The 26,853-nt window shown below is 48.0% G+C and carries 22 protein-coding genes; 13 read left to right on the plus strand and 9 right to left on the minus strand.

All coding sequences use genetic code 11. The features are described from left to right. Positions 1-247 precede the first annotated feature (247 nt). Entirely contained in the window at positions 248-2,566 is a 2,319-nt protein-coding gene (locus tag ACBP55_RS01850) for a UvrD-helicase domain-containing protein (protein ID WP_464653205.1), read from the minus strand. A 72-nt stretch (positions 2,567-2,638) separates the two neighbouring features. On the opposite strand from ACBP55_RS01850, the gene ACBP55_RS01855 reads away from it, so the two are divergent. After that, the gene (locus tag ACBP55_RS01855) at positions 2,639-3,502 is read left to right on the plus strand and encodes a YihY/virulence factor BrkB family protein (protein WP_464649322.1); all 864 of its coding nucleotides are present in this window, start codon (positions 2,639-2,641) and stop codon (positions 3,500-3,502) included. 691 nt (positions 3,503-4,193) lie between these two features. Here ACBP55_RS01855 and pyk read toward each other — a convergent pair. Beyond that, the gene (gene pyk / locus ACBP55_RS01860; protein ID WP_464649324.1) at positions 4,194-5,606 is read right to left on the minus strand and encodes a pyruvate kinase; all 1,413 of its coding nucleotides are present in this window, start codon (positions 5,604-5,606) and stop codon (positions 4,194-4,196) included. Positions 5,607-5,729: 123 nt separating this feature from the next. Between pyk and ACBP55_RS01865 the strand changes: the two genes are divergently transcribed. Next, complete coding sequence (locus tag ACBP55_RS01865) at positions 5,730-6,512, plus strand: AraC family transcriptional regulator (RefSeq protein ID WP_464649326.1); 783 nt, start codon at positions 5,730-5,732, stop codon at positions 6,510-6,512. Between the two features lie 7 nt (positions 6,513-6,519). Here the strand turns inward: ACBP55_RS01865 and ACBP55_RS01870 are convergent, their stop codons facing one another. Then, on the minus strand, positions 6,520-7,251 hold the full coding sequence (locus ACBP55_RS01870) for a DUF3105 domain-containing protein (protein WP_464649329.1): 732 nt from the start codon (positions 7,249-7,251) through the stop codon (positions 6,520-6,522). A 469-nt stretch (positions 7,252-7,720) separates the two neighbouring features. On the opposite strand from ACBP55_RS01870, the gene ACBP55_RS01875 reads away from it, so the two are divergent. From ACBP55_RS01875 to ACBP55_RS01885, 3 genes are read left to right on the plus strand one after another with little or no spacing between them, the layout of a single operon-like run. Continuing rightward, on the plus strand, positions 7,721-8,317 hold the full coding sequence (locus tag ACBP55_RS01875) for an ECF transporter S component (RefSeq protein WP_029198521.1): 597 nt from the start codon (positions 7,721-7,723) through the stop codon (positions 8,315-8,317). Positions 8,318-8,321: 4 nt separating this feature from the next. After that, the gene (locus ACBP55_RS01880) at positions 8,322-9,797 is read left to right on the plus strand and encodes an ABC transporter ATP-binding protein (protein WP_464649331.1); all 1,476 of its coding nucleotides are present in this window, start codon (positions 8,322-8,324) and stop codon (positions 9,795-9,797) included. Then, on the plus strand, positions 9,788-10,582 hold the full coding sequence (locus tag ACBP55_RS01885; protein WP_464649333.1) for an energy-coupling factor transporter transmembrane component T family protein: 795 nt from the start codon (positions 9,788-9,790) through the stop codon (positions 10,580-10,582). The genes ACBP55_RS01880 and ACBP55_RS01885 overlap by 10 nt, the downstream gene beginning before the upstream one ends. Before the next feature lie 60 nt (positions 10,583-10,642). Here ACBP55_RS01885 and ACBP55_RS01890 read toward each other — a convergent pair whose 3' ends face one another. Both ACBP55_RS01890 and ACBP55_RS01895 read right to left on the minus strand, forming a co-directional pair. Beyond that, the gene (locus ACBP55_RS01890; RefSeq protein ID WP_464649334.1) at positions 10,643-11,038 is read right to left on the minus strand and encodes a hypothetical protein; all 396 of its coding nucleotides are present in this window, start codon (positions 11,036-11,038) and stop codon (positions 10,643-10,645) included. Positions 11,039-11,154: 116 nt separating this feature from the next. Continuing rightward, positions 11,155-12,762 (minus strand): S-layer homology domain-containing protein, encoded by a 1,608-nt coding sequence (locus tag ACBP55_RS01895; protein WP_464649336.1) that lies wholly within the window; start codon positions 12,760-12,762, stop codon positions 11,155-11,157. Positions 12,763-13,562: 800 nt separating this feature from the next. Between ACBP55_RS01895 and ACBP55_RS01900 the strand changes: the two genes are divergently transcribed. The 8 genes from ACBP55_RS01900 (at position 13,563) to ACBP55_RS01935 (ending at position 22,085) form a co-directional block, all read left to right on the plus strand. Further along, positions 13,563-14,270: a FadR/GntR family transcriptional regulator gene (locus ACBP55_RS01900; RefSeq protein ID WP_464649338.1), complete on the plus strand. Its 708-nt coding sequence runs from the start codon at positions 13,563-13,565 to the stop codon at positions 14,268-14,270. Positions 14,271-14,328: 58 nt separating this feature from the next. Then, positions 14,329-15,558: an MFS transporter gene (locus ACBP55_RS01905; RefSeq protein ID WP_464649340.1), complete on the plus strand. Its 1,230-nt coding sequence runs from the start codon at positions 14,329-14,331 to the stop codon at positions 15,556-15,558. Positions 15,559-15,672: 114 nt separating this feature from the next. Continuing rightward, the gene (locus ACBP55_RS01910) at positions 15,673-16,248 is read left to right on the plus strand and encodes a nitroreductase family protein (protein ID WP_464649342.1); all 576 of its coding nucleotides are present in this window, start codon (positions 15,673-15,675) and stop codon (positions 16,246-16,248) included. A 251-nt stretch (positions 16,249-16,499) separates the two neighbouring features. Next, positions 16,500-17,546: a LacI family DNA-binding transcriptional regulator gene (locus tag ACBP55_RS01915; protein WP_464649344.1), complete on the plus strand. Its 1,047-nt coding sequence runs from the start codon at positions 16,500-16,502 to the stop codon at positions 17,544-17,546. 26 nt (positions 17,547-17,572) lie between these two features. Beyond that, positions 17,573-18,991, plus strand: a complete 1,419-nt coding sequence (locus ACBP55_RS01920; protein WP_464649346.1) for an extracellular solute-binding protein — start codon at positions 17,573-17,575, stop codon at positions 18,989-18,991. A gap of 73 nt (positions 18,992-19,064) precedes the next feature. Continuing rightward, positions 19,065-19,940: an ABC transporter permease subunit gene (locus ACBP55_RS01925; protein WP_464649348.1), complete on the plus strand. Its 876-nt coding sequence runs from the start codon at positions 19,065-19,067 to the stop codon at positions 19,938-19,940. A 9-nt stretch (positions 19,941-19,949) separates the two neighbouring features. Further along, a complete protein-coding gene (locus ACBP55_RS01930) occupies positions 19,950-20,810 on the plus strand; it encodes a carbohydrate ABC transporter permease (RefSeq protein ID WP_464649350.1) in 861 nt (286 codons plus the stop codon). 9 nt (positions 20,811-20,819) lie between these two features. Continuing rightward, positions 20,820-22,085, plus strand: a complete 1,266-nt coding sequence (locus ACBP55_RS01935) for a CehA/McbA family metallohydrolase (RefSeq protein ID WP_464649352.1) — start codon at positions 20,820-20,822, stop codon at positions 22,083-22,085. A 621-nt stretch (positions 22,086-22,706) separates the two neighbouring features. Here ACBP55_RS01935 and ACBP55_RS01940 read toward each other — a convergent pair. The 4 genes from ACBP55_RS01940 to ACBP55_RS01955 all read right to left on the minus strand — a co-directional run bounded on the left by ACBP55_RS01940 (position 22,707) and on the right by ACBP55_RS01955 (position 26,797). Further along, complete coding sequence (locus ACBP55_RS01940; protein WP_036633519.1) at positions 22,707-23,621, minus strand: pseudouridine-5'-phosphate glycosidase; 915 nt, start codon at positions 23,619-23,621, stop codon at positions 22,707-22,709. Between the two features lie 8 nt (positions 23,622-23,629). Next, positions 23,630-24,730, minus strand: a complete 1,101-nt coding sequence (locus ACBP55_RS01945; protein WP_464649354.1) for a carbohydrate kinase — start codon at positions 24,728-24,730, stop codon at positions 23,630-23,632. Positions 24,731-24,889: 159 nt separating this feature from the next. Beyond that, positions 24,890-25,279 carry a hypothetical protein gene (locus ACBP55_RS01950; RefSeq protein WP_464649356.1) on the minus strand — a complete coding sequence of 130 codons (390 nt, stop codon included), beginning with the start codon at positions 25,277-25,279 and terminating at the stop codon, positions 24,890-24,892. Between the two features lie 144 nt (positions 25,280-25,423). Then, entirely contained in the window at positions 25,424-26,797 is a 1,374-nt protein-coding gene (locus ACBP55_RS01955) for an Ig-like domain-containing protein (protein ID WP_464649357.1), read from the minus strand. Positions 26,798-26,853: the final 56 nt, after the last annotated feature.

The raw sequence follows: 26,853 nt of genomic DNA on the forward strand, positions 1-26,853 counted from the left end.
TTGCAACAATCGCTTGGAAAACGTGGATTAGCTTGCAAAAAGTTGTACGTTGTACAACTTTACACGGCTGAGCAAACGAATGTTTCGACATATACGTTTTAGGCGCACTTACATTCGAGATGATAGCTGGAGCCTCGAAGCTATTTGCGAGAAGTCCTCCATTATGAAGTCATGTGCGCTTTCCTCCAACAGAGATGGGGGAATTCTACCCATCTAAGAAGGGAGCATGCAGGTATGGCATGGCCGGCTAACGGCTGAGCGTAACCATCCGGCTGCCCTTGACCATCGCTGCGCCGCACAAAGGGCACGCCTTCGCCGCAAGCTTCGCTTCCTGCGGCGAAGAGATGCGTGACCAGGCCTTGCAGCCGGCCTGCTCGCAGATCCACGCCGCGACCCGCTCAGTCGCGGCGGCGGGCTTCCCCGCAGCGGCCGGGCGCCGCGCCGCTGCAGAACCCACAGCCGCAGCAGGCTTGCGGCTGACAACAGGGTCCGCGCCAGGGAACGCGGACAGCAGGAAGCGGGAAGGCTCCGCCTTCTTCCCGCGATAAAACGCCGGCGAGCTGATCAGCAGCTCAGCCTTGGCGCGCGTGACGGCGACGTAAGCGAGTCGCCGTTCTTCCTCCAGCGCGGCGGTTCCCTTGTCGCGCCCAACAACGCCAGCCATCTTCACATCGTCCAGATGGCTGGCATCGAGTGCCGTGCTATGCGGCATATTGCCCTCAATCGCACAGAGCAAGTACACGATCGGGAACTCCAGTCCCTTCGATTTATGAATCGTCATGAGCGAAATTTTATTCGCGGTATGATCTTTTCTCGCTTCACTCATTTCGGTGCGTTTTTCCGCGACCTCATGGATAAAATAAAGAAATTGCTCCACGCTATCAAAACGCTTGGCCGAAGATTCCAGTTCGTCGAGCGTTTCCTTCAGCATCTCTCTGTGATGCGTCAGCTTGCTGCGCTTGTTCGTCTCTAGGAAAGCATCGTAGAAATCCTTGCGAATCGCCTGAACGGCAGCGAGCGGCTTCATGTCAGCAAGCGATTTGATAAGCCGGATGCGGTTTTTGAGCTTTTCTTTCTGAAAATCTTTCAGGTTCGGCAGACCGAGCAGGTGGATGAGCGGCCACTTTTTCGCTTGAATCGCTTCCTGATCTTGAATAATCCGCATGCCCTGGTCTCGTCCTATATATAATGAAGGGAGGACACCTTCTATGGCTTCGAAATTGCGCCGTTCATGGGCAAGCCTTAAATGATCGATAATCGGCTTCACCATCCACTGATCGTAAAAGGAGTCATTGCTTCCGTAATCCACAAAAGGCAAATTATGAAGAATCAACTGCTCGATAATCGCCCGACTGTTGCTGGCTGTCCGATAAAGAACCGCGAAATCGCCATATTGACTGCCACCCTCGGCTACTTTGACCCGAAGATCGTTAATTAACCAATCAGCCTCATCATCACTATTCATGGGTTTCACATATTGCGGCTTCAGATCACTCTCCTTCGTGGCGAGGAGGGTCTTCGACTTCCGCTGCACGTTGTGTTTGATAATGGCATTCCCCAGACCGACGATGCTTGAAGTAGAACGATAATTAATATCCAGAGTGACCGTCTTGGCAGCAGGATACTTCTCATGGAATTGTAGAATAAATTCATTTCGCGCCCCATTAAACGAATAGATCGTCTGGTCATCGTCACCAACGACCATCAAATTCTCGTGGTTCTTGGAAATCATTTGAATGATTTCGTATTGCACGGTATTCGTATCCTGAAACTCATCGACGCTGATATAAGTGAATTTTCGCTGCAGCGAGCGCAGAACATCGGCGTTTTGCTGCAATAAGTGGTAGGCTTTGATTAAAATATCATCAAAATCAATCTTGTGCTGCTCCATTTTCCACTGCTCATACTGCATGAAAATTCGCTTCACTTCTTTATCTTCTTCCGATCCTTCAGGAAGGTCTTCGACCTCGATCAGCTGCATTTTATAAGAGGAAAGCAAGGAAATGAGCACTTCGGGTTGGTATGTATCCTGCAGCCCCATGCCTAGCATGATGCGCTTAAAGACAATTTGCTGATAGCGGCTATCACTCAGAATTTCTTGTTGCAATCCGTTCATTCGCAGTAATCTTAGGCAAAAAGCGTGAAATGTCCGCACCTGCATCGTATTGGTCATACTATGATCAAGACCTGGCATGGACGTGAGGCGTTCCCGCATCTCTTCGGCGGCCTTTTTCGAAAAAGTAATCAACAACAAATTCGACGGATGGACCCGGTGGACACGCAGTAAATAAGCCACTCGGCATACCAGAACAGTTGTCTTTCCGGAACCTGCACCCGCTAGTGTAAGCAAAGGACCTTTGAAATGGCGCACAGCCTGAACCTGCGCTTTATTCAGCAGAATCTGATGGCTTTCCAAATCGCGAAAAAAGTAAGCGTCGCGATCGGCATCGGACACAAAATCGGCACTATTCGTTAAAAGCGCCATACGCGCATGCGGGATAGGTCGCTCTGTGGTTTGTTTCGTACCTAATGGTGTAGGGTAAATTGAAAGAGAAGTCAAAATCATCACCTGTTTCATAGCAATACTGGACTACCTATTCTATCACATTTATAGACCGATGAAAGGACCTATATACATATGGGGATATCTTACTTAAAATTGCTTTGGACTCAGTTCGAAAAGCACGATGCCACGGGACTTGCTGCCCAATGCGCCTACTATTTTCTACTATCGCTGTTCCCTTTTCTGCTCTTTATTCTGAGTTTATTGGGGTATTTGCCGTTCTCTTCGGATGATGTTATGGGGCTCATTAAAGACTATATTCCGGGGGCAGTAGCCGGCTGGATCGAGGAAATGCTTAGCAATCTGCTTGATGTAAAAAGAGGAGGCGCACTTTCCTTCGGATTAATATTCGCCTTGGTGAGTGCCAGCGCCGCGATGAATGCGATCGTCATTGCCGTCAACAAAGCGTACGGGCTGCCGGAGCGCAAAAGCTTCATACACTCGCGTTTTCTTGCTGTGATGCTGACCTTAGGCATGCTTATTGTCATCGCTTCAGCGCTGCTGCTCAGCGTGTTTGGGCATTGGATCGGGGATTGGACGCTTGCCAACATTCCGATATCAACGAAACAAGTGGCTTTGTGGAACAACCTCCGCTGGATTGTGAACTTCATCATCGTATTTGTGGTTTTCATCGGCATTTACTATATAGCGCCTAATACATGTCTGACCTGCAAAAGCGTCCTTCCTGGAGCGATATTCGCGGCAGTTGGATGGCAATTAACATCCCTCGGCTTCTCCTTCTATGTCAACAACTTCACCAACTACAGCGCCACTTATGGCAGTGTCGGGGGGATCATCGTGCTCATGACGTGGTTCTATATTTCGGCGCTCATCATTATCATCGGCGGTGAAATTAATGCGATAAGGCATGTGAAGAATCAGATACATACGGTTCCATTGGATAAAAATGAGACGACAACGAATAAAAACCGCTCCTGATGTTCGTCAGAAACGGTTTTTTTGTACTGCCACGTCAAAACGCCGCCATTCAACGTTTCACGCCGCGAATATTTCCAAGCTGCTCAGCGAGCCGGAACAAGGTTATGTCCTTTATTTTAGCTTCTATCATGACTTCGATTCGGGGGAGGCCAAAGTGAGCAAGTATCGAGCGTGAAAGGGAAGATCAGAGGGAAAAAGATTAAGAGCTCAATAAGGCTCTGGCTGGGTTCTTTCACTGGTAAAAACCAAATGGAGATTGTTCAAACAAATTTGCTGTAAAACCTACATCAAATTCCACGTCAACTTTACTTACTGCGTAGATTACCTGCATTTCCTACATCAAATTCTCCCGAAAACGAGGGTTTTCAGCCTTTTGGGCGAAATTAGCTGCACATTTTGCAGGTAATTCCCTCCAAAGGCGTTTAACAATCATTTTGATGTACAAAGTGCAGGTTATGTTACTTTAGACCTTAGCGTTTGCCATGATGGTCCCGGAGACCTTTGTCTTGTACATATTCTTATGGAGGCACTATGGCGAATAAGTTTGAAGATGAAAAATCTCCCCGTGGCAGCGAATAATTCTCATCATGGCGAATTTCGCGGAAGATGCACGCCAAGCTGCTCAATAAAAAAGACACCTTTTAGGTGTCTTTAACAGAAAGTCTGGTGAAAGACACACCAGACGATTATTTTAAACCCGTTCAACCTTCAACAGATTCGTTGTGCCTGATTTCCCCACAGGGATACCGGCCGAGACAACGGTTAGGTCGCCTTTCTTCACGTAGCCGAGCGTCTCAGCTTGCCCGATGGCAGAGCGGATCATCGCGTCGGTGGAGTCGCAGAATTCGCCAAGGATCGGGATCACGCCCTGCACCATGCTCAGGTAGTTGATCGCATATTCATTGGAAGTCACCGCGATAATCGGCGCTTCCGGGCGGTACTTCGCGATCATCCGAGCGGTGAAGCCGCTCTCCGTTGGCGTCAAGATCGCTGCAGCGTGCAGCTTGTTAGCGGATGACACGACCGCTTGGCACAGCACCTCAGTCACTTCGTTGTTCGACTGAAGCTGCGCGTCGATTAAGGAGCTGCGCTCCATGGTTTGCTCGACGCGCTCGGCGATCGTCGCCATCATCGTCACGGACTCGACGGGATACTTGCCTGCGGCTGTCTCGCCTGAAAGCATGACAACGTCGCTGCCGTCAAGCACCGCATTCGCCACATCACTCACTTCTGCGCGTGTTGGACGAGGGTTGCGCTGCATGGAATCCAACATTTGCGTTGCCGTAATAACAGGTTTGCCTGCTAAATTACACGCGCGAATCATGTCTTTCTGCGCAATCGGAACTTCCTCCGTTGGAATCTCAACGCCGAGATCGCCCCGCGCGACCATGATGCCGTCGGAAGCTTCAAGAATCGAAGCGAAGTTCGTCATGCCTTCTTCGTTCTCAATCTTCGAAATAATCGGCGTAAACGCTGCGCCATGCTGTTCCAAAATCCCGCGAACTTCTCTAACATCGTTTCCGTTACGAACGAAAGACATCGCGATGATGGAAATATTCTCTTCAATTCCGAACTTAATATGCATCACATCGCGCTCAGTTACACCCGGTAGGGAGGTGCGCACGCCCGGCAAATTAACACCTTTACGCTGCTTCAAGACACTTTGATTCAAGACGCTGCAAGTAACTTCAGTACCGTCAATCATTTCTACACGTAGCTCGATAGAGCCGTCATCGATAAGAATCAGATTCCCGGGCTTAACATCCTGCGGAAGGCCAGGGTAATTCACAGAAACACGTTTGGAATCGCCGATAATTTGCTCAGTCGTAAGCACAATGTGATCGCCGCTTTGCAAATCATAGGAAGCATCCTTCAATTGACCAATGCGGATTTCCGGACCTTTAATATCCATCAGAATAGGGATGATGACACCAAGCTCGGCAGCTGCTTGACGTACGCGCTGAATGCGTCCCCGATGCTCATCTAAATCGCCGTGAGCCATATTCAATCTGGCGACGCTCATGCCCGCACGAATTAATTCTTTAAGAGTAGGGACGGAATCACAAGCGGGTCCCATGGTACAAATGATTTTTGTTTTACGCATGGTGTTTAGGACTTCCTTTCGATAGTAACGAATGAATTTTGGCTTCATTATATGCCTAAATGAGCCGAAGTTCTATGAACTATAGTATGATATATGTACTATAGTATGTAGGAAGGTGCCATAATGCAGGTGATAGCCTTTACGTATGACAAGAGCAGCAATTGGTACAAGGAAGAGCTGGAGGGATGCCTCAATTGGACGCTCATTCTCGTTACCTATGGCCGATGTGTCTATTGGATCAATGAGAAGAAGCAGGTAGTTGAGAAAGGGCAATGGCTGCTCATTCCGAGCCAAGTTCCCTTTTACGGAAGAAGTGTACCGACCCAGATCCATGAAAAGTACGTGGTTCAATTCAACGCTGATGCAGCAGATGAGCTGTTCCCACTTCTCCAACTGCCGCATTATACTAGTCGATTAACGGGTAAATACGAGTTGATTGTTGATCGTTTGCGCCTTATTCATCAGCAGTGGCAAGATAAGCAAGCCTATTACCAAACGTTGTGTGAAGCACTGCTCAAAGAGCTGTTTGTCCATCTCCATAGAGAGTGGGACCAAGATACAACAACGACCGCTACTGCGCAACTAGTGGAACAAATGAAAGGCTACATTCAGAACCATTATCGCGAGCGCGTGACCAAAGACGAGCTTGCCGCGTGCATATGCCGATCTCCGAACTACACGGCGACGCTTTTTCGCAAAGTGACAGGTCAAACAATCAGCGAGTTCGTCCATGCGACTAGGATCAAAACAGGCATCTACATGCTTAGACATTCTGCGCTGTCAGTGACCGAGATCTCCGAGTTCATCGGGTACAATGACCCGTCTTATTTTTACCGTGTATTCAGGCGTCTAACCGGCTTAGTGCCAACGGATTTAGTATCCGACCGTGAAACGATTCGCAAGTAGTATTTACTTACATCGTACCGCCGCCCCGGCGTACTTCCGAAGGGATTTGTTCAGGTCCTTTATCAATGTTCTGGTAGATGAACGTTCCTACACTTGCTTCATCAAACTTTGTAAGCTGCATCGTTTTCGTCCATGCTGTCACGACGACCTCCTGATCGCTGGGTACATCTGGATTCGGAACAGCTAGTACACCGGCGCCGGCTTTCTTGAAATGCGTCAAATAGTCGAGACGATCCAGCAGTTCTTTAGGAGCATCAGGGTGGTAATGAATAATGATATCGCCGTGCTCTAAATTATGAACAAGCATTTCATAGGAGGGTCTTTCCTTATAAAAGCCGAACTTTAAGTCATGAGGACTGTGTGTACCAGAAGTTGGGATTTTCATTTCATAAGAGAGTGTCCCGTCTGCATGTCCTCGCCCGTAATCTTTGTCGGTCACAACCTGAATAGGAGCATTAAAATTCAATTTTTCTACACTGTATTTGCTGGAATTTTGCTGAATAAGTGATGTCCCCACACAACATATCGCGATAATAACAAGAGTGTGAGAGAGAAGCAGCAAGGTCTTTTGCTTTTTTTTCAGAACCTGTTTCTCCGCCTTTTTCAATCGACTAGAGTTCTGTTTGTGCGCTTGCGCGGCCAACACATAGCCAATAATCGACAAAACAAATATAGCCAATCCTATGTAGAGCAAAATAGCCATAAAATCAGGTCCGTGCTGCATAGTTGAATGATCCATGATAAATGATCCCCTTTTAGATAAATTTTAAAATATCACACTACATATTGTAGTTATACTGATGGCTAGAAGTCAATTTTTGCGTAAAGATCATGTCCTTTATCATTTGAAATAGAGGATTATTCAGACCCATGTTGAATGATGTAATAATTCGCCAGCTGAACGGATTGACACATGATTTGCAGCATTTAATTGATAAATAGAGCGAATGCCCCAAAAAAAGGATTGCCAAAAAGTTGGCAATCCGCTACAGTTAAGCCAAATGAATAGCAACACGGGTGCTTGATGAAGTCAGGCTGAGATAGTGGCCCTATGCCACTGACCGTTAATCTGATCTGGGTAATGCCAGCGTAGAGAATGAAGTGCCTTTTTGCACTAATTTTATGCCTGCCGCTACCCGGTGGGCTTTTTTTCGTGTTCGCCTATCTCATTTTACACATCTATAAATGAAAAGGAGTCGAACAAACAGATGGCACAAAAAGAAACAGCAGCAAAGGGTTTGAAATTGACGGATATTTTGATCACCATTGTGATCGCAGCGGTGTTTGGGGTGATTTATCGCGTATGGGGGCCGATGTATGATATTTTGAAACCTTTCGGACTTCACGCGGAGCAGCTGAGTTATGGCATGTGGTTTATGGCAGCAACCTTCGCATTTCTAGTTATTCGCAAGCCCGGCGTTGCTTTATTGGCTGAAGTTGCGGCTGCGACGATTGAGGCTCTCTTTGGCGGCTCATGGGGTGTCTCGACGCTTGTCTATGGGTTGCTGCAGGGGCTTGGCGCTGAACTCATTTTTGCGCTATTCCTGTACCGCCGTGCCAATGTGGGCGTGACGATCCTAGCGTCCTTCGCATCCGCAGTGCTTTCCTTGCTCGTGGACAATTACTATGGCTATATTGATCAGCTCACGTTCTGGAACTACTGTCTGTTTATTGGACTTCGTCTGTTGGGCAGCGCTTTGATCGCCGGCGTATTCGCGTACTACTTAGCGGGTGCATTGGCTCGTACAGGTGTGCTTAGTCTAGTTCGTCCTGTTTCAAAGAAAGACTACGACGTATTGGGGTAACGTGATGAGCGAAGGAATGAGCGTTACGAATCTGAGGTTAAAATATCCCGGAGAGGACGCCCCCCTGTTATTTCAGGGGGTTTCCTTTTCAATTGAGCCCGGGGAGAAGGTACTGCTTCTAGGGCCGAGTGGCTGTGGCAAATCGACACTGCTTCAAGTGCTAAGCGGTATAGTGCCTGACATTGTAGAGATTCCGCTCAAGGCAGATGGCATTCACACACCAAGCCGCTCTGGTTATGTCTTTCAAGATCCGGAGACACAGTTCTGCATGCCTTATGTGGATGAGGAAATTGCATTCGTCTTGGAAAATTTACAAGTCCCTCGTGAGGAGATGCCTGATCTTATCGCGTATTATCTGGAGTTGGTGGGGCTTCAATTAGAGGATACCCATACCTTGATTGGGAATTTGTCGCAAGGGATGAAACAACGGTTGGCTATTGCGAGCGTGCTCGCGCTAGAGCCGGAAGTGCTGTTCCTTGACGAGCCTACGGCGCTTCTGGATGAAGAAGGCACTGAGCAGGTTTGGGAAACGATTCGAAGGATTAGTGCTGAGAAGACACTGGTTATCGTGGAGCATAAAATAAGCGGCATCCTGGGATTCATCGACCGCTTGATCGTCATGTCACCCGAGGGAGGGCTTTTAGCAGATGGTCCGCCTCAAGAGGTGTTCGTAGATTGTAAACAGCAAATGATCGAGTACGGGATTTGGTACCCTGGGGTTTGGGACGATAATGAGATGGAGCTAAAAACAACCTCCGTCGTTCAGACTGCGGGGCCGGTCATGATCCTTCGCGATTATGTAGGGCTGCGCGGAGGGCAGATCAAGACCTCTGTGGATAACTTGAGCGTCTATCCTGGCGACTGGATTACCTTTGTCGGCCCCAACGGCGCGGGCAAAAGCTCGCTGCTGCTAGCGATCATGCGGCTCATCCCGACCCACGGCAGCTGCTGGATCGAGGGAGTTAAGGGCAGCAAAGTCGAGCAGCTTGCGGAGCAAGTCGGCTTTGTGTTCCAGAACCCCGAATTCCAATTCGTCACGAATTCGGTGGAGGAAGAGCTGGCCTACTCCTTGCCAGAGGCGGAGCAGGGGCGGGATGTGCAGCAGGCGGCTATAGAGCGACTGCTTAGGGAGTACGACCTGCTCGCGCTGCGCAAGAGGCATCCGTTCCAGCTGTCGATGGGCCAGAAGCGGCGCTTAAGCGTGGCGTCCGCGATGGTGCGCGGCCCACGCATTCTGCTGCTCGATGAGCCCACCTTCGGGCTTGATGCGCGCGGCACGCTGCGCATCTTGCAGCAGCTGGAGCGGCTGCGGGCGAGTGGAACCGTGATCGTGATGGTCACGCACGATCCGGAGATTGTGAAACGCTGCGCCACGCGCGTTTGGCGGGTTGAAGATGGGCATGTGAAGGAATGGCCAGTTGAGAAGCTGCTGGCCTCCGCCGCACATGCTCCGGAAGGAGCAGCGATGCTATGCAAATAACATTCGCGTACCGTGAAACCTGGCTGCACCGGGTGAATCCAGGTGTGAAGCTTATCCTGTCCATCTTTCTGTTTATAGTTGTCGTGTTCACGCATAATCTGAATGCTATGATGTATTTGACCTTGGGCGCACTTGTGCCGCTCTTCTTGTTCTCCGGCCATCCTATGAAGCGGCTGCTGTTGTATGCTTCACCGTTCCTACTTATCTTCCTATCCTCTTCCACGGGGATGATGATGTTCGGCAGCGGAGATACGCTGTGGTACCAGCTGGGCTTCATCCGAATCACTGAAGAAAGCTTCTACCGCGGCATCCACCTTGGCTTCCGGGGCCTTCAGGTTGCCGCAGTCGGGCTGCTGTTCAGCTTGACCACACGGCCGGTTGCCCTATTTTATGCCATGATGCAGCAGTGGAAAGTCGCGCCGAAATATGCGTACAGCTTCCTCGCAGCAATGCGCATGCTGCCGCTCGTGCTCGAAGAATTCCAAACCCTCCGCTATGCGCTGAAGGTTCGGGGCAAGAAGAAGCGTAATCCCATCACCGGATGGTATACGACGCTGCGAATGTACGCCATTCCCCTTCTTGCCCAGAGCATTCGCCGTGCCCACCGGACGGCTGTGGCCATGGAAGCGAAGCGTTTTTCATCACAAAAAAAACGGACTTATTATTATGTATCTTCCTATTCGATGCTAGATCTTTATTATATCTTTTATTGGATTTTGCTTGTCATTCTAGCTAATTGGCTGGGGAGAGTATGGCCATTGTTGAACGCAGCGGACGTCCGATAAGAACTATGAAGAGCAATCCAAGCCAACGAACATATTGGTTTCGATTGCTCTTTGTTTTTGTCATTTGCCCCATTTAAGGGACAATACTATTTCACAGCACTGTTTATCCGGTACGCGAGGATCGATAGTGAAATGAACAACACTTGGTGTAAATTTAGTCAGTATGATGGACTCAATACCCAGAGTGTGGATAAGACGATCCACTTCCTTCTGATTGCCTTTCTGGGCATTGCTCATCAATTGGCCGGCTATAGCTGGGTCCGCCAGCTTTTGGACTAAGAGAGAGGCGTCTCGAAGGAGGGTCTGAGAGGTTGCAGCTGAATGTGAGAGTACCTTCGTATCTACATGCGGATAATCTCGATCCCATACCCAATAGGGTGCATATTGGTAGGGTTGTACAGGATAACTTTGATAGTGAGGATAGGGATGGGGGTAAAAGGATGAGTCGTTGTACATCTCGAGGTCCCCTTTTCTGAAAAATAATGAGCACTAGCAATATATGTGGAATGTAGGCGAATGTGCAGCACAAAAAAGCTCCCCGAGTGGGGAGCCTTTTGCTCTATTAGGTATTCTTAGTGAGTGAGGTTGACGAAGCTTGTTGCTTTTTCACCTGTTGGAGTTACGGCGGTTAATTCGAAGGAAGTCACATTACCAGTTACAGTAACGTTTCCAGCCGCGTCAACTGCTACGGTTCCTACAGTTCCACCGGCATTTCCTTTAATATCATTCGTGATGAAAAGGGTGCCTAGTGCGAAATTATAGCCACTAATGTCCGCGCTTTTATACTTAATACCGTAGTTATCAGTGATGGATAGATCCATTTCCGTATAAGCATTGAAGGTATAAACGCTTCCTGTTACCGTCTTTTCAATGGAGGTCTGTCCTGCTTTTATTTCCTTGGTAGTGATCGGGTCGTTTTTAACCGTGACAGTTACGTGTAATTGCTTAGCGTCGCCATTTCCAATTTGGACAATGACACTGATGTCAGCAGTTCCCGGCTTGTTGCCAAGAACGTAAGCGTGATGGTCTGAGGTAAGACCAACTTTAGCAATGCTAGGATCTGAGGAATGAACGGATTGAACAACCCCAGGGATAGCAATAGGATCTCCACCAGCCGATGTCACTTTAATTTCAATTTCTTTAGCTAATTTACTTAGTGTTGGATCTTCAGCTGTTGCTTTGCTAACTAGACCGTTTGATCCTGTGGCTGCATCTGTTAGACCGCTGTCGAGCACACCGGCTAATGTGTAGGTGCCGTTAATCGAAATGTTCCCTGTGCTAGGAGCAGTAAAGCTAAAGCTGCCAGTTGTTGTTTGGACTGTGGAAGCGTCGAGTCCGCCAAGCGTAACCGTGTAGTCACCTGAAGCCAGCGCTAGGTTGGCTGTTAATGTTGCCGATTGGCCATCGCTAGCCCACTCAGTTGTCGTAGGGACTACGGTTGTACCATTTTTCAAAGTGAGTGTTGCTTTGCTAGCATCCACTTTTTTATTGAAAGTAACTTGAACCTTCTTATTGTCGGAAGAAGAGGCTTGTGTGTTTGTAATCGAAATACGTGTTTGATTCCCAAAAACTTGCTGAGCTGTGTAGGAGCTTAGAACAAGGTCAGCGCGATTGGCAGGCTGGTCGCCAGATTTGCTAGCAGGGTGAATGCCAAGTTCTGTTGCTTGTTTCACAGCATCTGCGTACCAAGGTGAGCCAGTCATGGAAATCTTTTTGCCTAAACCTTTAAGCAATACAGTATCCAGCTGAGCTGTCGTTACCGAATCGCCGGGAAGGAAAGTGGTATCTGTAACACCGTCTATGAGGCCTGCTTTTTTGGCTGCTTCAATATAAGGAATGGCCCAGCCGTTGGCTGTATCATTGGCATTAACATCAGAGAAACTGGACACCTTAACTGTAGGATCAACAGTGATGTTGTAAATCAATGTGGCTACTTTAGCAAATTGAGCACGAGTCATATTTTGCGTAATGCCAAATGTGCTGTCCGAGACGCCTTCAAAAACACCAGCTGCTATCATCGCATCAATCTTAGTTTTCAGCGCGGCATCACTACCGGCCAAATCAGTAAAATCAGCACTAGTTTTGGCTGCAGCGGAAGCTGGAAGCGAAAGTGAAGCTGATGCAAATAAGGAGAAAGCCATAGCGGCCGTCGCGATCATCGTAAGTTTCGTGGATTTCATAGTACCTCCCAAGGGTTAATTATTTTATTTTGAATCTAGCAAACTATCGTTCATGTTGTGTTGCTATAACTATACCTTGCATGATAGAGTACGTCATTGTCAAATTCTTGGCAGTCTCGACAGGAGAGTGCTAAGGTGGTTCGGTTGGGTGGAGTGTGAATGATGGATGAGTATGAGAACTAGAATGATAGGATGAGATCGATAATGTGAATGATGGATGAGAATGATACGTGAGAATGATAGAAGAGAATGATAAATGATAGAAAAGAATGAAAAATGAGATTGATTAATGTAGAAGTTTCGATGGTGCGCAAATACGCATGAGGAAACATCCAAAACACCTAAGGTAACTTCGATTGTTTTCACACGCTAAAAAGACAAATATGTCTCATACATATAGGTAAAAAAGGGGCTCCCAAATGTTTACTTCGATGGAAAGTTGTACAACGTACAACAATTTCCTTCACTTCTTCTGAAAAGTTAGGGATTGTTGTATATCGTACAACAATTTATCCGTTTTAGAGGCTAATGAGCTACTTTTGAAGAAAATTGTTGTATTTTTTGCAACAATTGGGTGAAAAATGCCAATTAACTTGCATAAAGTTGCACAAAATACAACAATAGCATGGATAAGCAATTGAAGGCGTAAACATATAGGCCGTAGCTCCTCATTTTTCGATGCAGCATCCGCTAATCGCTCTTACTAGGCCGAGGTCTTTTTACAGAGTCACATTGTAAAAAAAAAAGGATGAAAATCCGAGAGCAGCTATGCTATACTCTTTTAAACAGGAGATGATCTGATGAATTCGAAAATGTCATTCCAGCCGTTAAACCGGCCTAAATTGGTTGACGATGTTGTTAATCAATTGCAGAAGAAAATATCGGAAGGCGAAATGAAGCCCGGCGATAAGATTCCTACTGAACCCGAGCTGATGCAGCAATTCGGTGTCGGACGGTCGACGGTCCGTGAAGCGGTCAGGGTGCTTGTGCACGCGGGTCTGCTCGAAAAGAAGCAGGGCTTCGGCACTTTTTTGACGGCTAATACGGGTATGCAGGAGCCGCTTGACCATAGGCTTCGCAGAGCCGAGATTCTGGAGGTTTATGAGGTAAGGAGGATGCTCGAGCTGGAAATCTCCCGATTAGCCGCGGAGCGCCGCGATGAATATGATCTCGAACAGATGCGAAGCGCACTGGATCAACGGTCGGAAGCGCTGGAGAAAGGCGATACGAGCACCTATTTGAACTCTGATGTGAAGTTCCATCTGTCCATCGCCATCGCGAGCAAAAACAGCGTTGCTATCGACTTATACCGGACTTTCTCAACCGTTCTCCTAGAAACGTCTTACAAATTGGTGAGCGTCGAGAGTCCGCATGATCCCCACAATCTCCAGCACGAAAATATGTATCAAGCAATTATAGCCAAGGATGTATCGGCTGCCGAGTACTGGACGAAGCAAAATCTAGACGATACGGTCAGCCAGCTTAAAAAGTATCTTAACCAGGAGTAGCTTTATTCTCCTTTAATTATAAACGTCAGATGATATGATGAAAGGGGTTTGAGATCACATGTCCGTTTCAAACAATGCTCGTAATAGTACCGTTTATGCTATTTTATTTTCAATAAGCTTGGTTCATTTGTTGAATGATGCGATTCAATCCGTTATCCCCGCTGTGTTTCCGATTCTTCATAATTCGCTGCAGCTCAGTTTTACACAAATTGGTTGGATTGCCTTCACACTGAATGTGACGGCCTCGATGTTTCAACCCTTGATTGGTCTGTACACAGACGCGAAACCGAAGCCATTTCTGCTGCCTGCAGGTGTGTTTTTCTCTCTTATAGGCGTGATTGTCTTGGCTGTGGCGTCTTCGTTCGCTCAGGTTATTTTAGCCGTTATCCTGGTAGGTCTGGGTTCCTCTGTCCTTCATCCGGAAGCATCGCGTGTAGCTTATTTGGCTGCTGGGCCTCGCAGAGGATTGGCGCAGTCGATATTCCAAACAGGCGGTAACATCGGGCAGGCTTTGGCTCCTGTCTTTACAGCCCTTATCTTTGTACCGTTTGGCCAATTCGGTATCATCTGGTTTTCATTTGTCGCGGCTGCGGGGATTATTGTTCAGTTTTTCGTTGCCAAATGGTATCGAAAGGCGGGTAGCCGCCCATCCACATCTAACAAAACTGGGGTTGTCCGAAAGAAACTCCCTCGTAAAACGGTGGCGTACGCGATATTTATTCTAATCATGCTGCTATTCTCCAAGTTTGTTTATGTGGCCAGTATGACAGGGTTCTACGCCTTTTATTTGATTGAACATGACCATCTTTCGGTCGAAAGAGCGCAGCTCTTCATTTTCACCTTGCTTGCTGCCGGAGCTGTAGGCACGTTCATGGGTGGACCTTTAGCGGATCGTTTTGGGAGACGCAATATGATCTGGTTCTCTATTCTAGGCACTGCGCCGTTCTCGCTGCTTCTGCCATATGCCAATTTGTTCTGGGCAGGTGTCCTTTGTGCGTGTATCGGGTTTATTTTGTTATCCGGTTTTTCCGTTATTGTCGTTTATGCACAAGAGCTGCTGCCAGGCAAAGTAGGTACGGTATCAGGATTGTTTTTCGGATTGGCCTTTGGTTTGGGCGGGATCGGGTCCGCTGTGCTGGGGACGCTGGCGGATGCAACAAGCATTTCTTTTGTTATTAAGCTTTGCGCATTTTTACCATTAATTGGGTTGTTGGCTGCTTTCCTTCCGACAGATAAAAAGCTGAATTTGCATGATATTGAGCTGCCGCAAACGGCAGTGAAAGCATAACCCACTAAGGTAGCAATAGCTAAAAGTACTATGCTTCCAGTGCAGGTTTGCAGAGGGAGCTTGGGTCGTGCAACAATAGAGATAGTAATAGCAAAAGGGATAGGAGTGGGATTCATGGATATGAAAGAAGCGATTCGCCAGCGCCGCAGTATCGGGAAGGTCAAACAGGATCCTGTGGACAAACAGCTAATCGAAGAAATCCTTGAAGCAGGCACATGGGCGCCTAACCATGGTCACACAGAGCCGTGGAGGTTCTGGGTTATGACCCGTGAAGGCAGAGGTTTGTTGGGCCGAGGCTACGCCGAGGTTGCCGCCGCAGAAGCGGATCCGACGCTTTCTGAGGAGGAGTTATCCAAGCTGAAAAGCGCACAGGAGAAGAAAGCGTTCCGTGCTCCTGTTATTATTGCCGTGGCCGTAACCCCTTCGGAGAAGCCTATAGTTCCGGAGATAGAGGAATATGCGGCAGCGCATGCCGCCGTGCAGAATATGTTGCTTACAGCGCACGCACTTGGCCTAGGGGCGATATGGCGGACGGGCGCACCTACGTATCATCCGAAGATGCGCGAGGTGTTCAGTCTGGCAGGAAAAGAGGAGCTGGTCGGATTCATCTACATCGGCTATCCAGACATGGCTCCTCCTAAGGCGCAGCGGGTGCCGTTTGAACAGAAGACGACATGGGTAAGCGAGTAAGGTAAAGTTTTGTCGAACCTAAAAGAACCGTCAGGGGATATTCCCTGGCGGTTTTCTCTTTTTGTGTAAACAAATCGTCGAACCGGTTTCATGATTTGTCAGCATTGCTTGCAAGAAAATGCTTGAATTTCCTTGATTTTTGATTAAAACAATCATCGAAAGCGCTTATTTCCTTTACAAATCATTAAGCTCTATTTAAAACTCTGTTGATAAAACCGGTTTAATATGAAAGAGAAGTGAGGCGAGCTCATATGGCCAACATAGATGATGTTGCAAAAGTAGCTGGAGTATCCAAGAGTACAGTTTCCAATGTGTTTAGCAAAAAAAGGCCGATCAGCAAGGAAGTGTCGCAGCGAGTACTGGAGGCAGCTTTAGATTTAAATTATAGACCCAATTACTGGGCTCGCAGTTTAGCTAATAAGAAAACGAATATCATCGGGTTAAATATGGCCGGTGAGCAAGTGAAATTCAGTCAGTTCCATCTTGGCCTCTTTAATGGTGTGTTGAGAGAGTGTTATAACCAGGGCTATCGTTTGCTGGTAAACACCCTGTCTGCCGAATTCTCCAGTCAAGTGGAGCACTTGTCTACAGACCCGGTAGATGGCGATATTCTTCTGGATCCCGCCTCCAATGATGAGAGAATTTCCGAGCGAATCAAGCGCAACGTGCCGCTAGTCGTGATAGGAAGACCACAGGAGGAGTTCGAATCCAGTGTCTCTTATGTGGATAACGACAATATTGGGATGGGACAAATCGTTACCGAGTACCTGCTGCAATTAGGTCACACTCATATCGCGTTCCTCAATGCTCCGAAGAAAAGAACGGTCGCTCAAGACCGCGAGCATGGTTACTACAGAGCCTACAATAAAGCCGAGCTGTCCGTTGATGCAAAGCTCATTGTGTACAAAGATAGCAGTCTAACATCCACTGTCTACGGCTACCAGATGACCAAGAAGCTATTAGCAGCATATCCGCATATTACAGCCATCATTACGGATACAGATAAGGTGGCTTTAGGGGTATACCAAGCGGCTGCGGAGCTCAATTTGCAAATACCGCAAGACCTTTCTGTCTTTGCTTTCAGCGATGATTCCGTCTTCGCGCCTGAATTCAAGCCACCTCTTACAGGAGTCAGGCTCAATGGGGAGATACTGGGAAGCGAGGCAGCCAAGCTGCTCATCGAACAGTGCCGTCAGCCCAATGCCATCGCCAAACGCATATTGATTCCTGCCAGTTTAGTTTATAGAGGCTCATGTGCCCGGGCGAGAGATTTCAGCACCATAAAACCACACAAATAGATAGATACCAATAGGAGGCCCTACCCATGTTCAATAAAAAAGCAGGAATGATCGCAGCCGTCGTATTATCGACAAGTATACTAGCCACTGCTTGCAGTACGAATACCGATAAAACAGCCGCAACAAACGTTAGTAGCGAAACTGCCAAGCCGGCTAAACAAGAAACTCTTCGCATTCTGAGCAATGTTGCTGGGGGCAAGACGCCGGAAGAGAATGTCCTGTTTGAGAAGGAAGTAGAACGATTGACTGGTATAAAGGTTACCATCGAGAAGCCAGCAGCTGACTATGATAAGAAACTATACGCAGCGATTTCTGCTGGCGAAAAATATGACCTCATTTATATGGGTAAAGGCAATATGGATGTTCTTGTTGATCAAGGCGCGCTGATGCCGTTAAACGATAAGATCAAAGCTTCCAAGATTTTATCCGATCCTACAGTCATTCCAACCAAGGAATGGGACATGATCACTTATAAAAATGGTCAGATCTTCAGTGTATTTAATAAATCAGAAGGCGGCACGCTGCCTACCGTTCGTCAAGATTGGATGGACAAGCTGAAGCTGCAGCAGCCGAAGTCCTTAGAGGATTTCTACCAAGTACTGAAGGCATTCAAAGAAAAAGATCCAGACGGCAACGGTAAGGACGATACTTATGGCTTGTCCACGGCTGGGTTATACGATATTCAAGGGTTTATGAGCGCAGCAGGCGTGAAATATAAATATGTGATTGATGCTAGTGGCAAGCGCTCGATTCCTTATGCAACAGAAGCAGCAGTTCCGATTTATGAGTGGTTTGCGAAGCTGTACAAGGAAGGGATTCTAGACCCGAACTTCGCGACCAATGATTCTGCTAAAATGAGAGAGCTCTTCTTGACGAATCGCGTTGGGATGGTCACGTACTGGGATGCATGGGTAGGTTTGTTCAATAATATGAAGAAAACGGATGATCCTAACTTTAAAGCCAAAGCAATCGCTGGGGCCGTAGGTCCAGATGGCAAAGTCATGCTTCGCCGCGGCGACCCAAGTGTTTGGGGAATTCCAGTGAATGCCGAGCATGCAGATACAGCGATGAAATTCTTAGAATTCTGGCACTCCGAGAAGGGTAACATCCTTAGCACATTAGGGATTGAAGGCGATGATTACACCGTTAAAGACGGGAAATACACGCTAACGGATGAGGGAGTTAAGCATGGTATGGATCATGGTGCTCCGTTCCCGAACAACACGAACTTTAAGAATCCGATTGGTACGCTGCCAGGCGCGCTTGAAGGCCGCCAAGTTATTTTCGACAATAATGCAACGATTGAAAACTCCACGAAAGACTGGCCGAGCGCTGAAAAAATCGTAACCAATTACGCTTTCCAAGCGATGATGGGCAAATTGCCGGCAGCAGACGCTGTGAAAAAAATGAATGATGAGCTTAAAGCAGCTAAACTAATTGACTAAATTGAGTGAGCGGAGGCGGGGAGTAACTCCCTAAGCTGCCGCTTTACTTTTCATGGATAAGGGGGGACGTCTAGTGACCGCATGGGCACGTTATCGGGTAATGTATCTCATGATGATTCCCGTTGTGATTTATTTTTTAATTTTCTCTTATTACCCGCTCATCAAGGGCTTGCAAATCTCCATGCAAAATTTTCGGATTATTGGAACTCGCCCGTTCGTTGGTCTTCAGAATTACATTGTGGTTTGGAACGATCCGGTATTCTGGCGCGTCTTGGAGAATACCTTAGTGATTGGAATCGGGATGCTGATTGTAGGCTTTTTTGCCCCGATTATTACAGCTCTTTCTTTAAATGAAGTGCTTAAAACGTGGTTTAAGAAGCTGACGCAAATGGTTATTTACTTGCCACATTTATTCTCCTGGGTTGTTGTAGGAGGCATCTGGATCATTATGCTGTCTCCGGATGGAGGATTTGTTAATGATTTGTTGAAGCTGCTGGGTGCTGCGAAACCGATTCATTTTTTTGCGGAAGTCGACTATGCTCAAGCTTTGATGGTCTTAACGAACACTTGGAAGGAAATGGGTTTCACCTGTATTCTTTATTTGGCATCAATCGTGACGATTTCCCCTTCTTTGTATGAAGCCGCGCGTATGGATGGAGCTGGACGCTGGCAGCAGATTCGCTATGTAACCTTGCCTCAGCTCATTCCGACGATGAAGGTTGTGACCTTGCTGAATATGATCGGGATGCTCCGGATGTTCGACCAAATGATCATACTTAGTAATCCTGTTATTGCCCGAAAAGTGGATGTCCTGATGACGTATACGTATCAAAAAGGAATTCTGGAGTTCAAAATGGGCGTCGCTTCAGCCGCTGGCTTTCTCGTTGTATTGGCAACGCTGATCTTAGTATTCGCAACCCGCAAATTGATTCGTTATGACGAGGAGTGAAGTCGTGTTATGAATAAATCGTTGAACAGCAGGGACTTGTCCTTCCATGTAGTAAACAGCCTCTTCCTGCTGCTGCTTGTAGCGACGATGATCCTGCCTATATGGAACACCTTTGTCATCTCCATATCCTCTAACATTTCATCCATGCATGGCGGTATTCGGTTATGGCCTTCTGAGCCGAGCCTAGAAGGATACCGCACAGTGTGGCAGCGCATTGAGCTGTGGAGACCTTTCGGTTTGAATGTGCTGGTGACGTTGGTGGGTACGTTTGTCCACGTGCTGCTATGTGCAATGGCCGGGTATGTGCTGCTGCACAAGGGGCTGCCTGGGCGCAAGCTGATCACTAGCTTTATTTTGCTAACCATGATGGTTCCGAATGAAGCCGTGATGATCCCCCTTTACGTTGTAAATAAAGAGTTGGGCTTATTGAATTCCGTAAATGCGTTGATTTTATATAGTTTGGTTTCAGGTTTCAGTATTTTGCTAATGAGAAATTTCTTTGGAGCTGTTTCGTACGAAATGGCGGAATCCGCTAAAATCGACGGAGCTGGTGAGTTTCGCATTTTTTCCACGATGTATGTGCCGCTTGCTAAACCGGGACTGGCTACCGTAGCTTTGTTCGAATTCGTCTCCCGTTGGAATCAATTAACGCCTGGACTGCTCTATATCACCGATCAGAAAAAGTTTACTTTGCAGGTAGCGCTGCGCTCGCTCGTCATTCAGTCCGACTCAACCAGCAGCAACTTGTTTATGACGCCTAATGTTCGGATGGCAGGTGTCATGCTGGCCTTGATTCCATTGGTAGTTATTTATCCATTTGTGCAAAAATATTTCGTAACAGGCCTTATGGTCGGCGCTACGAAAGAATAGGAGGAGCCAATGAGCATCGTGACGATATCTCGTTTCATTACAAGTGAGGAAGCCGATCGTTATTTGGAGGTTCCTTTTCAAGTAGCCTCAGGCATGGAACGTATTCACGTTAGTGTAGAAGTGGAAGCGCATGGACCCGGCGACTGCGTCATTGATCTCGGTGTAAAGGATACGGATCAAGTAAGAGGCTGGAGCGGGGGAGCCCGAACGGAGTTTTATGTTGGGCTTGAAAAGGCGACTCCCGGATATGTACCTGGGTACTTGATGGATGGGGAGTGGTGTGTGCTGCTCGGCACGTACCGGATTCCACCGGCAGGATGCACTGTAACTGTGAAGGTTGCCTGCACACCCAAGGAAGGGCGCTGGCTGAAAGGCGATCTGCATATGCATACCGTCCATAGTGACGGAGCGCTGACATTATCCGAGAATGCACGGATTATGGAAGAGCTGGGCTGTGATTTTCTAGCGATGACAGATCATAATACGTACAGTCAAAACCTTGCTTATCCGCATGAAACGGGCGTTGTTTTAATTCCCGGTATGGAATTGACGACCAATCACGGTCATGCGAACTTCTTAGGTGTTGTTAAGCCTGTGGGAGATTTCCGTGCGACTAGCTCGGAGCAGGTGCAGGCACGTATACGTGAGGCAAGATCAAATGGCGCGCGTGTTGTGCTGAACCATCCCCATTGTCCGAACTGCGGCTGGGAATGGGACTGGATGGTCGATTATGATTGGGTGGAAATCTGGAATGGGCCTTGGCGGGAAGCCAACCGTAAGACACTTGATTGGTGGCATGGGCAGCTTTGCATGGGCAAACGCCTCATCGCCGTAGGCGGCAGTGATATGCACCGGTTTGGAGGCTACGTCAGTCACAGTTCTCCTACAACCTGGGTGTATGGATCCTCTCGTACCGTGGACGGCATTCTGGATGGGATCGATACAGGGCGCGTTTTTCTAAGCTACTCCCCAGAAGGTCCGGTCATGGAGTTGAGTTTAGGGAAGTATCATATGGGCGATGTGGTGCCGATGGACGCACCAGAGCGTAAGGGAAATGTAAAGCTTGTAGTGTCGGGTCTGCTTGCAGGGGATGAGGTAAAGCTTATCTCGAATCAAGGTGTCGAGCGTTCATGTGTCGTTTACAACGAGCATTCACTTGAGTTATTTGGTGAACTGGCAGACCGAAGCTTTTATCGGGCAGAGGTATGGCGGTATTTTGTTGAGGTGCATGAAATGCTTCTTGCCTCTGTAAGCAATGCGCTGTATTTGGATTAAGACTAGCCATCATACGTAAAAAAACGAGCCGCCAGAATTTCTGGGGGCTCGTTTTTTGAGTAGAAAGTATAAGTTTCGAGGTAGAGCTTAAGGGTATCCTCTTTCTAAGGTGGCCATTCAAAAACTTCTGCAAATTGTGCAAAGTCGGCTGTCGATTCATTGTGGACAAACGCTAACGAACTCAGAAAACGTTATGAAGCCCAAAAGCGGGCTTTTGATAGTCTAACGAATCGAGAAAACGCTATTGCAGGAAAGACAGCCCCAAATCACGCTTTTTCGCTAACGTAACGAGGCTGCGATTCGTTAGCCATTCGAGTATGCGCATGATGAGGACAATTGCGTGTGCACGGTTCGTTAGCTCTGCGACAGCTTCCAAAATCGGTCTGCAGAGAAAAGAAGATGATCATGGAGAAAGCGGATATTGGCGGTTGGAGCCCTATATCCAATTCCCTGCCCAAGCTCAAACATATGGATTAGCACACAAAGAACCTGAGGCAAAGCCTCAGGTCTTTCTTTAGTAGATAAGAAAGTATAAGTTTTATTACACTTCGCGTCATCAGTCTTGACAAACGCGCTCGTCCCAGTGGGACGACGGAGTCGTTTATCCTTGTAAGCGAGGGCTTATTTGTTTTTAAGGGCAACCGCAACTTGCGCGGCCGTTTGCGCATTGTGGTAAACGAGCGCGATGTTCGTCTCCAAGCTGCGACCTTCGGTCAGCTGTTTGATGCGCGCTAGCAGGAAAGGCGTGACCTTCTTGCCGGTCACGTTTTGATCTTTGGCCTCAGCCAGCGCTTGCTGGATGACGCCTTCGATCTCGTTATGGGCCATCGCGGATTCCGCGGGGACCGGATTGGCGATGATGGCGCCGCCGGCTAGGCCCAGCTCCCACTTGGTGCGCAGCATAGCCGCAACCTCGGCTGCCTCATCGAGGCGGAAGTCAACGCCGTAGCCACTTTCGCGGGCGTAGAAGGACGGGAACTCGCTCGTTTTGAAACCAACCACGGGTACGCCGTGGGTTTCCAAATACTCGAGCGTACGGCCAATATCGAGGATCGACTTCACGCCTGCGCAGACGACAGCGACGTTCGTTTGAGCCAGCTCCGTCAAGTCGGCGGAGACGTCCATCGTCACTTCACCTTCGCGGTGAACGCCGCCGATACCGCCGGTAGCGAACACTTCGATGCCGGCAAGCGCCGCGCCGATCATCGTTGCGGCTACGGTCGTCGCGCCGATTTTGCCGGACGACAGGATGTAAGGGAAGTCCCGACGGCTAACTTTTTCCACATTGGCCGTTGTCGCGAAAGCCTCAAGCTCCTGCTCGTTTAAGCCGATCTTGATTTTGCCATCCATAATCCCAATCGTTGCTGGAACAGCACCGTTGTCGCGGATGATTTGCTCAACCTTTTTGGCCATTTCAATGTTCTGCGGGTAAGGCATCCCGTGGGAAATAATCGTTGTTTCCAAGGCTACGATTGGTTTATTGTTCGCGAGGGCATCTTTCACTTCGTCGGTAAATGTTAGGTAGGATGTGTTCATCATAGGGATCAGTCTCCTTTAGTTATCGATTGTATAGTTTGTAACAGTCGTTCTTCGGTTAGCTCACTGGCTACGGATTGATCGGTTTGAAGCGTAATATGTGCCGCAGCCAAACCATAGGAGCAGGCCTCCATATAGGTATACTGATGCATCACACCATAAGCGATACCTGCGACGAGAGCATCGCCTGCGCCGGTTACTTCCACCACTTTGGTAGGAATAGGAGGGAAGAGCTGCTCGCCTTCCTCGCCAACATACATGACACCCGCGCTGCCAAGTGTAATGAATACGTGTTTCACACCCCGTGCCTGAATAGCTCTAGCCAGCTTGCCATAGTCTTGGTCTGTTTCTAGGGAGGAACCAGCAAGCAGACGGGCTTCTTCTAGGTTTGGGAAAATGGCTGTAACGCCATGAAGCTCCTGCGGGAGCTTTTTCGCTTTTTCGGAAGAGACAGGGTCAATGAATAGCGTGATGCCTTCTTCTTTACAGCGCTTAATTAATTCTTGGAGCGTATCCGCAGGCAAATTCGTATCAGCAATGACGAGCTGTGAAGCGGCAATATGGGACCATTTGTCCATCAAAAGCTGTGGTGTACATTTATCGTATATTTCCATGTTGGCAAAAGCCAAAAACATCTCGCCCGTGGCATCGAGCAGCGCCGTGTAAGTCCCCGTGTTCTCACCCTGCAGGACAATCGTTTGGCTGACGTCGACACCGCTCTTTCGTGTTTCTTCAAGCACCCACTTGCCAGCCTTATCGTCACCGACAACGGTTACGAGTGAAGTCCGGCAGGATAACCCAGCTAATGTATCCGCGATATTGCGCGCCACACCGCCGCAGGACTCGGTGACCGTTACCGGATTCGAGGAGGCCAGTCGAATGGCCGTCTTGCTGGTTGCTTTACTGTCGAGGTTCGCGCCGCCGATACACATGACGGTTTGCTCTTCAGATGTGACATAAGCTCGGCCTCGGATCGTACCTTTCTTGGTCAACGCTGCGATATAGCCGGCAACAGCAGATCGGGAAATGCCAACGGCACTAGCTATTTCAATTTGGGAAATGAATGGGTTTTGACGTATCAGTGCTAAAATTTGCTGTTCACGATCCATGAAAAGCCTCCTTTCAAACGAATAACATCTTTAGTTTATCGCATTTTAAAACAAATGTCTATAGTATAAACAAATGTCCGTAAACGATATAACGAAACAGAAAAAAGCCTTCCCCTAAACCGGGAACAAGGCCTCTTTAACCAACCTTCACATTTCACACTAAGAAGTCGGGGAACGTTTGCCGAGTCCGAGCAGTCCGATTAAACCGAGCAGTCCTAGGTAATTCCACCAAGGCGACGCTTTGTCATTTGCTCCAATTGCTTCTTGGGTATGGATCTTTAAAGCCTTCATCGACGTTGGGGGTGTAAGCCCATAACCAGCTGCATGACTGTTCATGCTGCCCATTTTACGCAAATTAGCATCCGCGCCAGGCATGCCGAACGGATTCGTGTCAAAGAAAGTCGGTGAGCCTTGCTTGGCGGCTTCCCTACTATCGACTTGCGAAATCATTTGCTGGCTAGGGGAATGCGTACGATAGTGATGCGCCCCAAGGAGAGCCGAGATTGACAAAAAAGAAATCATACCCAGCTTCAGAAATCTGGAAACCATGATCCATACCTCCAAGACTTGTTGAATTGGTTCTGTAAGTGCAGGTATGGATATATTCCCCTAAATGCAAGAACTTATGCATCTTTCTTTGAAATTGAGAAAAACCGCTGTCCCCCAATGCGGGAAACAACGGTTTCTTTGGTATTACTTCGTGACTGTCACTTGTACAGTCGTTCTCATGTTGGAATACGTGACTGTAATTCTAGCTGAACCTTTGCCGGTTGCTCGGATGATACCATCCTTCACATCAGCAATCATGATGTTTGACGATGTCCATAGGGCAGGTTTGGTTACATCTTCTTCGGACCCGTCTGTGTAGGTAGCCAACGCCTCAATCTGCGCCGTTTTGCCTTCTTGCAGCTCGATTTTGACGACGTCGGTTTTCAAATATTTCAGTGAATCGATTTCCACGGGAATAGCGACCATTTTGCCGCCGAAAGACCCGGTGATCGTTGTTTTACCTGAACCCGTAGCGGTGAAAAGCCCATTTGTAACGGTACCCAGTTTATAGGCCATGACTTTCCAGGTTGCTGTTTCCGTAACATCTTTGGTAGTGCCATCCGCTAAAGTAGCGGTTAACTTCACTTGTACTTGCTCGCCGCTTTTGGTGACGATGAAAGATTTGTCAGCGACTAGTGTCTGAATCACGCCGATTTCGACTGGAATGGAGACACTTTTACCGCCATAAGTTGCCGTGATGGTTGCTTTACCTCGGGAAACCGGCGTTACAACACCTTTGGATACAGACGCGATGGTAGGGCTGCTTGATTTCCACTCAGCCTCATTAGTTACAGTGCGGGCTGCGCCGCTAGCATCTGTAGCCGTTAGTACGATAGATCTTGTTTCATTCATGTCAAAAACTAGATTGGCGACACTCGCTGATAGATCACTGGCCATATCGACTTGGACGGTTATGGTCACTGTTTTGCTATCCAGCTGCGCGGTCAGGGTCGCTTCTCCTGAAGCTAAAGCTTTGACTTTACCCCCGTCAACAGTGGCTGTTTTGACATTACTGCTTGTCCAGATGACATCTGCGGCTGCGTTGCTGTTTTTTGTATCATCGGTATAGATGGCTTCTGCTGTTAAAGTAACGGAATCGCCTTTTTTCATCACTAGTTTTTCTTGGCTGACCGTTAGACTTTTTAGTACGCCAACCGAAACTTGAATGCTTGTAGTGCGTGTACCGTATTTCGCTGTGATCATTGCTGTGCCGGTAGAGATCCCTGTTATGTCTCCGCCGCGAGCTTCAGCGATATCTTTGGAGCTGGTCGTCCATTCTGCTTTGGAAGTAACATCTAATTCTCTTCCGTCTTTAAAATAAGCAGTCAACGTGACCTTATCAGACCCGCCTTTTTGTAAATTAACGATTTTCTTACTTGGTTTGATGATGGTAGGGATATCGACTTCGATTTTCGTTGTCGTTTTTTTGCCGCCGTATTCAGCGGTTACTATAGCTTCACCGGATTTATAACCTTTAACTAAACCTTTACTGACAAATGCAACGGCGTCGTTATCCACGCTCCAAGTCGCGTTTGCTGCGATGGTATTGTCGCTTGTACCATCGGCATAAGTGG

It is taken from the genome of Paenibacillus sp. WG02 (assembly GCF_055396115.1).